11 protein-coding genes are annotated in these 12893 nt (G+C 70.3%); 5 read left to right on the top strand and 6 right to left on the bottom strand.

Going from position 1 to position 12893, the window contains the following annotated elements:
* Window positions 1-26: 26 nt before the first annotated feature.
* The 6 genes from IEY95_RS46470 to IEY95_RS46445 form a co-directional block, all read right to left on the bottom strand.
* Entirely contained in the window at window positions 27-1580 is a 1554-nt protein-coding gene (locus IEY95_RS46470; protein WP_189192380.1) for a DUF1349 domain-containing protein, read from the bottom strand.
* On the bottom strand, window positions 1577-2530 hold the full coding sequence (locus IEY95_RS46465; RefSeq protein WP_189192379.1) for an ATP-binding cassette domain-containing protein: 954 nt from the start codon (window positions 2528-2530) through the stop codon (window positions 1577-1579). Before IEY95_RS46465 ends, IEY95_RS46470 begins: the two co-directional genes overlap by 4 nt.
* 375 nt (window positions 2531-2905) lie before the next feature.
* Complete coding sequence (locus tag IEY95_RS46460; RefSeq protein WP_189192378.1) at window positions 2906-3625, bottom strand: response regulator; 720 nt, start codon at window positions 3623-3625, stop codon at window positions 2906-2908.
* On the bottom strand, window positions 3622-4872 hold the full coding sequence (locus tag IEY95_RS46455; RefSeq protein WP_229703827.1) for a sensor histidine kinase: 1251 nt from the start codon (window positions 4870-4872) through the stop codon (window positions 3622-3624). The genes IEY95_RS46460 and IEY95_RS46455 overlap by 4 nt, the downstream gene beginning before the upstream one ends.
* An 8-nt stretch (window positions 4873-4880) precedes the next feature.
* Complete coding sequence (locus IEY95_RS46450) at window positions 4881-6395, bottom strand: sensor histidine kinase (RefSeq protein WP_189192377.1); 1515 nt, start codon at window positions 6393-6395, stop codon at window positions 4881-4883.
* Window positions 6392-7081: a response regulator transcription factor gene (locus tag IEY95_RS46445; RefSeq protein ID WP_189192376.1), complete on the bottom strand. Its 690-nt coding sequence runs from the start codon at window positions 7079-7081 to the stop codon at window positions 6392-6394. The genes IEY95_RS46450 and IEY95_RS46445 overlap by 4 nt, the downstream gene beginning before the upstream one ends.
* Window positions 7082-7232: 151 nt before the next feature.
* On the opposite strand from IEY95_RS46445, the gene IEY95_RS46440 reads away from it, so the two are divergent.
* The 5 genes from IEY95_RS46440 to IEY95_RS46420 all read left to right on the top strand — a co-directional run bounded on the left by IEY95_RS46440 (window position 7233) and on the right by IEY95_RS46420 (window position 12845).
* Window positions 7233-8570 carry a ferredoxin reductase family protein gene (locus IEY95_RS46440; protein WP_189192375.1) on the top strand — a complete coding sequence of 446 codons (1338 nt, stop codon included), beginning with the start codon at window positions 7233-7235 and terminating at the stop codon, window positions 8568-8570.
* Between the two features lie 10 nt (window positions 8571-8580).
* The gene (locus IEY95_RS46435) at window positions 8581-9012 is read left to right on the top strand and encodes an FMN-binding protein (protein WP_189192374.1); all 432 of its coding nucleotides are present in this window, start codon (window positions 8581-8583) and stop codon (window positions 9010-9012) included.
* A 1-nt stretch (window position 9013) separates the two neighbouring features.
* Window positions 9014-9736, top strand: coding sequence for an FAD:protein FMN transferase (locus IEY95_RS46430; protein ID WP_189192373.1), 723 nt, complete (start codon window positions 9014-9016; stop codon window positions 9734-9736).
* Window positions 9737-9898: 162 nt separating this feature from the next.
* Window positions 9899-11380, top strand: a complete 1482-nt coding sequence (locus tag IEY95_RS46425; protein WP_189192372.1) for a family 43 glycosylhydrolase — start codon at window positions 9899-9901, stop codon at window positions 11378-11380.
* Window positions 11381-11399: 19 nt separating this feature from the next.
* The gene (locus IEY95_RS46420) at window positions 11400-12845 is read left to right on the top strand and encodes a family 43 glycosylhydrolase (protein ID WP_189192371.1); all 1446 of its coding nucleotides are present in this window, start codon (window positions 11400-11402) and stop codon (window positions 12843-12845) included.
* Window positions 12846-12893: the final 48 nt, after the last annotated feature.

Here is a 12893-nt window from a genome sequence, read left to right as displayed (position 1 = left end):
GCGTCCCTCCGGCACATCGGGAGCCTTCATACGTCCCTCCGGCGCAGCAGGACCACGGCGGCACCGAACGAGGCCGCGGCATAGGCGCACAGGACGGCGAAGCCCGCCCACGGGGCCAGCGGGAAGTAGCCGGACGACGGCGCGTAGACGGTGACGACCTGGTCGTAGCGCTCGACGCTCTGCTGGACGGCGAACCCGGCGGCCGGAGTGACCCGCAGCAGCCACTCCGAAGCCCCGTCGGGCAGCACGGACGCGGCCGCGAGGAGGTAGGGCAGGACCATGCCGACGACGACCAGGGTGATGGCCACGGCGCTGCGCCGCAGGATGGTGCCGACCCCGAGGGCGAACACGCTCGCGACGGCCAGGAGCAGGCCCGTGCCGACAACGACGCGCAGTTCCGTCGCGGTCGGCACCGTCAGCACGGGGAAGCCGTTCGCCTTCGACCTCACTCCTCCGAAGGGGACCATGACGGCGGCGGCGACCAGCCCGACGGCAAACGCGACCGATCCCATCACCAGGGCCTTCGCCACCAGGACGCGGCCCCTGCGCGGACTCGCCGCCAGGGTGACGCCGATCATCCCGCGCCGGTACTCGACGGTGATGTACCCCGCGCCGACGACGGCCATGATGATCAGCCCGGCGAACGCGCCGACGAGGAAATTCTCGATGGTCCGCACGCCGCTCGTGGCCGGCCCCGCGACGACCGGTGCGATGTCGCCGGCCCCGGTCACCCGGAAGCCGCTGCCGGAGACGGTGGCTCCGCCCTTGTTGTCCTGGGTGTAGCTGCCGGAAGTGCCGGCGTCCCTGCCCACTTGGCCGCGCTGCCAGGACCCGTCGGTCCACCGGCCGCCGAGGGAAACCTCGTCGAAGGAGCCGGTGGCGACGGCCGGGGCGAAGCCCGTTCCGGTTCCGGTCCCTTCCTTGACCGACGGGGAGGTCACGAACAGCCCGACCTGGGGTGTCGCCGACAGCCCGGGGAGATGCGCGTGCCCCACCTCGGTCCACCGGGACCCGTCCGCCGACTGGTAACCGGTGAGCGTGTCACCGGAGCGCCGCAGCCGCAGCCAGCGGGGCGATTCCTGGGTGGCGGCGCCGGACCTCCCGGCCCTGTCGTGCCGGTAGTTGTACTGCATCCGCACGCCATGGGCGCCGGTGACCATCATCGCCGCGTACGCCGATCCCTGGTCGAGGCTGTCCTTCACGATGATGCCGGCCTTCGCCCAGGGCGCGAGACCGGCCTTGCTGTCGGTCGGACCGGTCGAGACGACACCGGTCAGCGAAGACACGGAGACGGAGAGAGTGCCGTCGCCCCGCAGCTGCTGGTGCACGAAGTAGAAGTTGTCGTTGACCGCTTCACCGTCCGGGCCGACGGGGAGCGCGGAGCTGCCGTTCGGATGGGACTCACTGGCCGGCGCCGTGGCCAGCAGGCCGACCAGGCAGATGATCAGGACCGCGCCGACCGTGCTCAGCGTCCAGCCGCGCACCGTGCGGAACTTCGTCCATTCCGCGTGCAGCAGCCGGCCGAAGCCGCCTCGTCCCGGCCGGGCCTCGGCGCGCGGCCGTGTCATCGTGGAGGTCATCGACCGGCCTCCTCGGGAACGACACCCCGGTACTGCACGGCATCCCGAGTGAGCTCCATGTAGGCCTCCTCCAGCGACGCGCGGTGCTCGGAGATCTCCGAGAACGGCACCGAGTTCGCGCCGAGCAGCGCCACCACGTCCTCGGCCGGCAGCCCGGTCACGCTGATCGTCTCGGCTTCCGCGGAGCTCACCGTGGCGCCCTCGCGCGCCAGCACCGTCATCGCCTGTGTGAGGGCCGACGTCCGCAGGGTCACCCGCCCCTGGGACACCGACGCCAGCAGGTCGCGCACGCTCATGTCCGCGATGACCCTGCCGCGCCCGACGACCACCACATGGTCCGCGCTGTCCTGCAGTTCGCTCATCAGATGACTCGAGACCAGCACCGCCCGGCCCTGTTCGGCCAGCGACGCCAGGAAGCCGCGTATCCACCTGAACCCTTCGGGGTCCAGGCCGTTGAAGGGTTCGTCGAGCATGATCACCGGCGGGTTGCCGAGCAGCGCCGCCGCAATGCCCAGGCGCTGCCTCATGCCCAGGGAGAATCCGCCCGCCTTGCGCCCGGCCACCTCCTGAAGGCCGACCTGCCGGATCACCTCGTCGACCCGCCCCGCGCTCAGCCCCTGGGAGTGGGCCAGCCACAGCAGATGGTGGCGGGCGGTACGGCTCGGCTGCACGGCCGCGGCGTCCAGCAGGGCCCCGATGTGCGTCAGCGGGGTGCGCAGCTCCCGGTACGGGCGACCGCCGACCAGCGCGGCCCCTTCGTCCGGCCGGTCCAGGCCGAGGATCACGCGCATCGTGGTGGACTTGCCCGCGCCGTTCGGACCCACGAAGCCGGTGACCTGCCCGGGATGGACGGTGAACGTCATCCCGTCCAGCGCCCGGGTGCTCCCGAAGCGCTTGTGCACGTTCCTGACCTCGATCGTCGCCCGCGAACCGTCGATCGTCTTTTCCATGCCAGCAGATTAGGAAGAAGGCGGTGCCCGGGTCGTCACGACGCAGAGCCAAGTCCGACGGCACTCACAGGAGCCACGACGCGGACCGTCCGTCCCCCACGCGAGGGACGCGCGCTGCCCTACCTGGGGATGACGGCGAGCCGCGGACGGCTAGGGGGCTTCTGATGGATCCTGTCGGAGACGCGGGCCTGGCACGCCCTCCCCCAGAGGAAATGCCCCCAGCGGCGTAGTCGTCGGTTCCCGACTCCCCCAAGCTCTCGGCTTCGCTCGAGCAGGGGGGACCCCCATCGCGTCGTCGCCCTCCTCCGCCTTGCAGCCGGACGCAACAGGCCCCGCTCACCTGTGCTGATGAGGCGCCGGGGCTCTCCTCCGACCTTATCCGCCGGACAGTCCCTGGGCGGATCCGCGGGAGCGGGGGACGACAAGTCCCGTCTCGTACGCGGCGATGACGGCCTGGGTCCGGTCGCGCAGCGCCAACTTGCCGAGAATGCGGCTGACATGGGTCTTCACCGTCTCCTCGCTGACGACCAGCCGGGCGGCGATCTCGGGGTTGGACAGGCCCTCTGCGACCAGCAGTAGGACCTCTGTCTCGCGCGCGGTGAGCGACCTCATCTCGGGCGGCGGCGGGACATCGGCCTTGGTGGGCATCAGGGCGAACTCTTTGATGAGCCGTCGGGTGATGCCGGGCGCGAGCAGCGCGTCCCCGGCCGCGACGACGCGCACGGCGTCGAAGAGCCGTTCGGCGGTGGCCTCCTTGAGGAGGAAACCGCTGGCTCCGGCACGCAGCGCGTCGTAGACGTACTCGTCGAGGTCGAACGTCGTCAGGATGAGGATGCGTGGTGCCTCCGAGCCGTCGGGCGAGGAATCGACGAGTTGTCGGGTGGCCTCGATGCCGTCCATCTCGGGCATGCGGATGTCCATGAGGACGACGTCGGGCGACACGTCGCGGCAGACGCGTACCGCTTCGGCTCCGGAAGATGCGGTCTGCACGACCGTGAAGTCCGGCTGGCTGTCCAGCAGCGCGGAGAACCCGGTGCGGACGACCACGTGGTCGTCGGCGACGACGACGCGGATGGGCGAGGACGGGGCACTCATGGGGTCCCTTCCGTCTTGGCGGGCAGGCGCGCCTCGACGACGAACCCGCCGCCGGCGAACGCCGAACCGGTCCGTACGTCTCCGCCGACCGCGGCCGCGCGTTCCCGCATGCCGAGCAGGCCGTGTCCGTCCACGGGTCGGTCGGGTGGCGGCCCCGGTCCGTTGTCGCGGACGCGTATGCGCAGGGTGTCGTCGTCGGTGTAGGTGAGTTCCACGTCGACGGCGGCGCCGGTGGCGTGCTTGCGGGCGTTGGTGAGAGATTCCTGGACGATGCGGTAGGCGGCGAGTTCGATGCCGGGCTCCAATGCGCGCGGGGGTCCGCTGAGGATGAGGCGGATGGTCGTGGCGGACGCCTTGCGGGCCTCGTCGAGCAGTGCGTGGAGCTGCCGCAGGTCGGGCTGCGGCCGGCGGTCGCCGCCGGTGACGGACTCGGTGTCCTCGCGCAGCACGCCGAGCAGACGGCGCATCTCGGTGAGGGCGGCGCGGGCGGTGTCCCCTATGCCGAGCAGCCGTGCGGCGCCCTCGGCGGGCATGCCCGCGGTGGCTACGCGGGCCGTCTCGGCCTGCACGGCGATCATGGAGATGTGGTGGCCCACGACGTCGTGGAGCTCACGGACGATGCGTACGCGTTCCCCGCGTGCGGCGTACTCCCACCGGGCGCCGTCCATGTCCTCGCGGATGGCACTGTGTTGCCGGTTCTGTTCCTTCGACCGGCCTGCGAGTCCGGTGAAGGCCGCCAGCGGGGCCAGCGCCGCGACCAGGACGAGTCGTACCTGGTGGTCGGTGTCGGACGTCGTCAGGGCCAGGACGAGGAAGGGCGCGGCGAGCAGCGCGGCCGGCAGGACGGAGCCGCTGCGACCGAGCCGGTACTGGGCGATGAGCTGCGCGGCCAGGCCCGCCAGCGTGAGCGTCTGAAAGATCACGAGTGAGCCGACGCTCGCCGCGGTGACGGCGATCCCTGCCGTCAGAGGGCGCAGAAAGGCCAGGGGCAAGGCGGTAGACAGGCACAACAGGCCTACCACCATGGCGAATTGCACGCCGGCGGCGCTGCCGTGCGGACCGGTGTGTGTGGTGGCGTCGGCGAACATACGGGGAATCGACCCATGGGCGGCGACGAATTCGGCGAGCGATTCCAGGACGGCGAGCAACCCGAGCAGTGTCCCGAACGCGGCACCCACGTACGGGAGTTCCGCCGCCCACCGCTGCATTCCGCTCCAGGTGTCACGCCAAGCCGTCGCACGGTGCACACCGGTCATTATGGCAGCGGGTGCCGTTCGAGATCGTCCCTCCTCCGAGCCATGACGCCGTCCCCCGTGCGAGGGACGGCGCCGTCCGCGGCGCGAGGAAGCCTGATCGTGAAGGCCGTCGAGCCCGGGCGGCTGCTGACGTCGACGGTGCCGCCGTGCGCGCGCACCAGTGAGCGCGCGACCGCGAGGCCGAGGCCGCTGCCCCCGCGGTCGCGGCTGCGCGCCTTGTCGACGCGGTAGAAGCGGTCGAAGACGCGTTCCTGCTCGGCGGCCGGGATGCCGGGGCCCGAGTCGGCGATCCGTACGACCGCCGCGCCCGAGGAAACGGACAGCTCCACGCTCACCTTGGTACCGGCCGGGGTGTGCACGGCGGCGTTGGTGAGCAGGTTGTCCAGCACCTGCCGGATGCGCAGGGAGTCCAGCCTGAGCCGCACGTGGTCCGGGCCGATGCTCGCTGTCAGCTCGCGGTCCGGGTGGCCCGCGCGGAAGGCGTCCGCCGCCTCCCGTGTCAGCTCCGTCAGGTCCGCGTCCTCCAGCCGCAGCGGTGTCTCCACCTCGGCGGCGTCGAGGCGGGCGAGCAGCAGCAGGTCGTCGAGGAGTACGCCCATCCTGGCCGCCTCGGCGCGCAGCCGGGCCAGGTGTTTGTCCCGCTCCTCGGGGTGGTTGGCGGCGGCGTACTGGAAGAGGTCCGCGTAGCCCCGTACGGACATCAGGGGCGTGCGGAGTTCGTGCGAGGCGTCCGCGACGAACCGGCGCAGCCGCTGCTCGGCCTCCGCGCGGACCGCGAGGGAGTCGTCGATGTGCTCCAGCATCGTGTTGAAGGCCGTGCGCAGTTCCTCGACCTCCGGGCCGCCGCCCCGCTTGTCGGCGCGCAGCGGCAGCCGGGCCGCCGACTCGGTCAGGTCGTGCGAGGTGATGCCGTGGGCGGTGTGCGCCATGTCGCTCAGCGGCTTGAGACCGCGGCGCAGCAGTCTGCGGCCGAACACCACCAGCGCCAGCAGCGCGAGTCCGAAGGCGACCACCTGGATCGTGATCAGCTGCCTCACCGTGCCGTCGATGTCGTCCATCGGCGCGCCGCTGACCAGGACCACACCGGGCTCGACCTCGCAGCCGCGCAGCCGGTACTCGCCCTCGCCCGTGATGTGCTCGGTGCGCAGCACCTCGGTGCCCGCGGAGATCTGCGCCTCGGCCACGGAGGTGAGGTCGGCGATGTCCTCGGGCAGGTCGCCGGTCTCCTCGGGCTTGCGGAGCACAGCGGTGCCGTCCGACACGTCGTACACGGCGTAGTACCAGCGGTAGTACTTCTTGCCCTGGAGCGTGCCGTGCTCCGCGATGCTCTTGGACTGGGCGACCTGGGCGAGCCCCAACTGGTCGTCGAGCTGGGCCGACAGATAGTCCCGCATGTAGGTCGTCAGAGCCGTGCCGACGACGGCGAACGCCACCAGGGCCAGCACCCCGAGGCCCAGCGCCAGCCGGGTGCCGAGCCGCAGCCTCCGGTACGCCCGCCGCAGCCGCCCGATCACTCGGCCGCCTGTCGTATGACGTACCCGAATCCCCGCACGGTGTGGATCAGCGGATCGCCCGTGTCGTCGAGCTTGCGGCGCAGCCGGCTGACGACCAGCTCGACGACGTTCGAGCGGCCCCCGAAGCCGTACTCCCACACATGGTCGAGGATCTGCGCCTTGGTGAGCACGGTCGGCGACTTGCGCATCAGATAGCGCAGCACCTCGAACTCGGTGGGCGTGAGGGTGAGCAGCTTCTCGCCGCGGCGCACCTCACGGGTGTCCTCGTCCATCGTCAGATCCGCCACCCGCAGCACGGAGCGCTGGAAGCCGGGTCCGGCGGTGCGCCGCAGCACCGTCCGCAGCCGGGCCATCAGCTCCTCCACAGCGAACGGCTTGACCAGGTAGTCGTCGCCGCCCCGGGTCAGCCCGGCCACCCGGTCGGCGACCCCGTCGCGCGCCGTGAGGAACACCACGGGGACCATCGTCCCCGAGTGTCGCAGCCGGTCGAGCACGCCGAACCCGTCCAGGTCCGGCAGCATCAGGTCGAGCACCACGATGTCGGGGCGGAACTCGGCGGCCCGGCGCAGTGCTTCCTCGCCGGAGTAGGCGGTGACGGCCTCCCAGCCCTCGTATCGGGCGACCGTCGCCACGAGATCCGCGATGGGAGGGTCGTCGTCCACGACCAGAAGGCGCACTTTTTCCACCCGCCCATAGTGCTTCACCTGTCTCCGGACGCCATACCCGCGGTCGCCCCTGATCAGCATCGATAAAAACTTGAAAGTCGACCGACAGGAAAACGACAGTTCCCACCGGGCAGGCTCGGTGTCCCCACTCCCGAACGAGGAGCTGCCCTCCGTGACCACTGTCGAACGTGTCCAGCCGCCTCCCACGGCAATACGCCCCAAGGTGGTGGCCCGCGCCGGCCTGTACGCCGTGCTGGCGGCGAACGGGGGCGTGGTGACCGTGTTCTTCTTCCAGGCCGGACTCGGCTCGAGCACCCTGAGCGCGATCGGCCGGCTGGCCGGGCTGTACGGCGCGCTGCTGATGGCGTTCCAGTTGCTGCTGGTCGCCCGGCTGCCGTGGCTCGACCACCGGATCGGCATGGACCGACTGACGTCCTGGCACCGCTGGGTCGGCTTCGGCCTGCTGTGGACGCTGCTGTCGCACGCGGTGTTCATCATTCTCGGCTACGCGCAGCCGGCGTCCATCTCCTTCGTGGACGAGCTGGTGGAACTGGCCACGACGGTCGAGGGCGTACTGCGGGCCGTCGTCGCCCTGACCCTGATCATCGTGATCGGCGCGGTGTCGGCGCGCTTCGCCCGGCGCCGACTGGCGTACGAGACCTGGCACTTCATCCACCTCTACACATACGTGGCGGTGGTGCTGGCCTTCACGCACCAGGTCGCGGTGGGCACAACCTTCACCACGTCGTCCGCCGCCACCGCCTATTGGTGGGTGCTGTGGGGAGCGGCGCTCGGCTCGGTGTTCCTGGGGCGGCTGGTGCTTCCGGTGTGGCGGAATCTGCGCCACCAGCTGCGGGTCTCGGCCGTGGTGCCGGAGTCCGCCGACGTGGTGTCGATCTACATCACGGGACGGGACCTGGACCGGCTGCCCGCGCGGGCGGGCCAGTTCTTCCTGTGGCGGTTCCTCACCCAGGACCGCTGGTGGCAGGCCAATCCGTTCTCCCTGTCGGCCGCGCCGGACGGCCGCACGCTGCGGCTGACCGCGAAGACGGCCGGGGACGGCACCGCGGCGCTGCGCCATCTCCGGGTGGGCACACGGGTGTTCGCCGAGGGACCGTACGGCGCGTTCACCACCTTGCACCGGACGCGCCCGGACACCCTGCTTGTCGCCGGCGGTGTGGGCATCACCCCGATCCGGGCCCTGTTGGAGGAGCTGTACGGCCATGGGGTCCTCATCTACCGGGTGGCGACGGACCGCGACGCCGTGCTCCTGGACGAGCTGCGGGAACTCGCGGCTGCCAGGGGCGCCGAGCTGCATGTCATCACCGGTCCCGCCACGCCCGACAAGCTGGCGCCCCAGGAGCTCGCCCGTCTCGTACCCGACGTGGCAGACCGGGACGTCTTCGTCTGCGGGCCGCCCGGCATGACCGGAGCCGTCCTGCGCACCCTGCGCGACCTGGGCGTGCCCAAGCAGCAGATACACGCCGAGCGCTTCAGCCTGGCCGGATGAGGGGGACGTCATGAAGCGAGCCATATCCGTGGTGGTGCTGACCGCGGCGGGACTGATCCCGCTCTGGCGGTACGAGCCGTCGAGCGCGACGACGACCACCGAGGTCGCCGCACCGACCCCGGCTCCCTCGTCGACCGCATCGTCCTCGGCCTCGTCCTCGCCGTCCACGTCGGCCGCCGCCTCACAGGTCGTTCAGGGCTCCACCGTCACCACCTCGAAGGGCGCCGTGCAGGTGGAGGTGACCTTCGAGGGTGACAGGATCAGCTCCGTGCGGATGCTCCAGCAGCCGAACCATCCGCAGACCACGGCCGCCGTGCCGGTGCTGATCAAGGAAACTCTGCGGGCGCAGAGCGCCGACATCGACACGGTGTCCGGCGCCACGATCACCAGCGAGGGATACGCCCGGTCGCTCCAGGCCGCCCTCGACACAAAGGGTTCGTGAGGTGCGCCGCGTCGAACACGTCATGGGGTTCCCGGTCTCCCTCCGGATCGACGACGCGTACGCCGACGAGGAGACCGCGGACCCGGTGTTCGCGTGGCTGCGCGAAGTCGACGCACGGTTCAGTCCCTTCCTCGCGGACAGCGAGGTGTCCCGCCTCGACCGGGGCGAGCTGCGGCCCGATGAGATCAGCCGTGATCTGGTCGAAGTCCTCGGCCTCTGCGAGGAGTACCGGGTCGCGAGCCGTGGTGCCTTCGACGCACGGCTGCCCGGCCGCGGCCTCGACCCGTGCGCGGTGGTGAAGGGCTGGTCGGTGCAGCGGGCCACGGAATTGCTGGTGGCGCGCGGGGTTGGGCGGTTCTGTCTCAACGCCGGTGGTGATGTGGTGACGTACGGCGGTCCCTGGCGGGTGGGCGTACGGCACCCCGAGGTGGCGGACGAGCTCTGCGCCGTGCTGGAGATCACCGACGGCGCGGTGGCGACCTCCGCGCGCTACGAACGGGGCGACCACATCTTCGACGGGCGCACCGGCCGTCCGGCGACCGGGCTGCTCAGCGTCACGGTCGTGGCGCCGTCACCGACCGAGGCGGACGCGACGGCGACGGCGGCGTTCGCCATGGGTGCGGAGGGCGTCGAGTGGGCCGCCGCGCGGGAGGGCTGCGAAGTGTTCGCCGTCGACGCCGAGCGCAGGGTGCTGCGCACCGCGGGGTTCCCTGTCGCCGGTTGACCGGCCGGCCCTCCCCCCCCGGCGCGCAAGTGCCTTGCGTCGAACCGGAATCGAAACCTGCCGGAAGCGTTGACGTGCCCCTGCCGGAAACCTATCTTCTGGTCGAAGCTCCGTACAGCGAACGAGATTTCGAACACTCTGGGCCGTCAAAGGGGACTCGTCGTGTTCCGCACCCGCCACTGGTTCGTCCTGGGGGCAGCGCTGCTGGCGCTGCTCACCTCGTTCGTCACCCAGCCCGCCGTCGCGGCCGACGGACGGCCGTACATCAACCCGATCAAGTCCCAGAAGGGCGCCGACCCCTGGCTGGAGTACTACAACGGCACCTACTACCTGGTGACGACCTCGTTCACCAACGAGCTGACCATGCGCAAGTCGCCGACGCTCGCGGGGCTTTCGACCGCCCCGAGCGTGCAGATCTGGACGGACACCACCTCCGGCCGCAACGCGAACTTCTGGGCACCGGAGATCCACTTCTTCAACGGCCACTGGTACCTCTACTACTCCGGGGCACAGAGCGGGGCGGCCTGCTGCGACACCCAGCGCACGCACGTCCTGGAGAGCGCGGGCTCCGACCCGATGGGGCCGTACACGTACAAGAACGGCCTGACCGGTTCCAACCTCGATCCCGGCGGCTGGCTCATCGACGCCTCCGTCCTGCAGTACAACAGCAAGCTCTACCTGGTGGGCAGCGGCTCCGTGGGCGGCAGCAAGCAGAGCCTCGTCATCGCGCCGCTGAGCAACCCGTACACGCTGAGCAGTTCCGCCTTCACCGTCATCTCCAGCCCCACGCTGAGCTGGGAGACCTCCGGCGCCCCGGTCAACGAGGGTCCCGAGCCGCTGTATCACGGTGGCAGGACGTTCCTGACGTACTCCGCGAGCTACTGCCAGACCGCGGACTACAAGCTCGGCCGGCTGGAGTTGACCGGCAGCGACCCGCTGTCCGCCGCGTCCTGGACGAAGAAGCAGACCCCGGTCTTCCAGCGCAATGACGCCGCCGGGGTCTACGGGCCGGGCCACAACGGCTTCTTCACCTCGCCGGACGGCACCGAGAACTGGATCGTCTACCACGCCAACAGCTCCTCGACCGGCGGGTGCGGCAACGGTCGTACGACCCGGGCGCAGAAGTTCACGTGGAACGCGGACGGCACACCGAACTTCGGCACCCCGGTCGCCACCGGAACCACCCTCGCGGGCCCGTCCGGAGAGACCGCGGCGACCCCCACGGCGTACACCGTGGTCAACCGCGACAGCGGCAAGTGCCTGGACGTCGAGGGCGGCAACACCGCGGACGGCACCAACATCTTCCAGTGGACCTGCACCGGCGGGGCCAACCAGAAGTGGCGGATCGAGGACCAGGGCAACGACACCAGCCGCCTGGTCAATGTGGCCACCGGCAAGGTCATGGACACCGCCGACTGCTCCACCGCCGACGGGGCGGACCTGCGGCAGTGGTCGTGGCTGAACAACAACTGCCAGAAGTTCCGGCTCATCCACACCGGCGGCGACTACGTCCGGATCGTGAACGCGAACAGCGGCAAGGTCGCCGACGTCGCCAACTGCGCCACGGCCGACGGCACCGACGTACGCCAGTGGACCTGGCTCGACAACACCTGCCAGCAGTGGCAGCTCAAGCCGACCGTCTGACACCCGGAGACCCAGGATCATGAGACGTCTCATCGGCCGCCTGCTGACCGCGGTCCTCGCCACGCCGGCCCTGCTGACCACCGGTACACCCGCCCACGCCGCCGCCCCGGCCTCGCCCGCCGTGACCTTCACCAATCCGATCGCCGAGAAGCGCGCCGACCCGCACATCTTCAAGCACACCGACGGCTACTACTACTTCACCGCGACCGTGCCGGAGTACGACCGCATCGTGCTGCGCCGGGCCACCACGCTCCAGGGCCTGTCCACGGCCCCGGAAACCACCATCTGGACCAAGCACGCCGGCGGTGTGATGGGGGCCCACATCTGGGCCCCGGAGATCCACTTCATCGACGGCAAGTGGTACGTGTACTTCGCGGCCGGGTCGACCAGTGATGTGTGGGCGATCCGGATGTACGTCCTGGAGAGCGGCGCCGCCAACCCGTTGACCGGCACCTGGACCGAGAAGGGCCAGATCGCCACACCGGTGTCCTCCTTCTCGCTCGACGCCACCACGTTCGTCGTCAGCGGCGTCCGCTATCTCGCCTGGGCCCAGCGCAATCCCGCCGAGGACAACAACACCAGCCTGTTCATCGCCAGGATGGCCAATCCCTGGACCATCAGTGGCACGCCGGTCGAGATCTCCCAACCCACGCTGTCCTGGGAGACCGTCGGCTACAAGGTCAACGAGGGCCCGGCGGTCGTCCAGCACGGCGGCAGGGTCTTCCTGACCTATTCGGCCAGCGCCACCGACGCCAACTACTGCCTGGGCATGCTGACCGCGTCCGCCTCCGCGGATCTGCTGAACGCCGCCTCCTGGGCCAAGAGCCAGCAGCCGGTCTTCAGGACCAACGCCGCGACCTCTCAGTACGGACCCGGCCACAACTCGTTCACCGTGTCCGAGGACGGCACGTCGGACGTCCTCGTCTACCACGACCGCAACTACAAGGACATCACCGGCGACCCGCTCAACGACCCGAACCGCCGCACCCGCCTTCAGAAGATCTACTGGAACGCCGACGGCACCCCCAACTTCGGCATCCCGGTCGCCGACGGCGTCAGCCCGGTCCGCTTCTCCTCGTACAACTACCCGGACCGCTACATCCGCCACTGGGACTTCCGAGCCAAGATCGAACCGAACGTCACTCATCTCGCCGACTCGCAGTTCCGTGTGGTGAGCGGTCTCGCGGGCACGGGAACCGTCTCCCTGGAGTCGACGAACTACCCCGGCTACTACCTCCATCAGAAGAACTACGAGGTGTGGGTGGAGAAGGACGACGGGACCGCCGCGTTCAAGAGCGACGCCAGCTTCTACCGGCGGGCGGGGCTCGCCGACACGGCCTCCGGTGTCTCCTTCGAGTCGTACAGCTCCCCCGGCCGCTACATCCGGCACTACAACTACCTGCTCTACGCGCAGCCGGCCGACACGACGACCGCCAAGGCGGACGCGACGTTCTTCGCCGAGTAGTTCGCCGCCGAGCAGCTCGCCCCTCCCCCACGCGACCCGAGACGAGGA

The sequence above is a fragment of the Streptomyces albiflavescens genome, from assembly GCF_014645835.1.
Classification (GTDB): Bacteria; Actinomycetota; Actinomycetes; order Streptomycetales; family Streptomycetaceae; genus Streptomyces; species Streptomyces albiflavescens.
This window is presented reverse-complemented; position numbering and strand designations above follow the sequence as displayed.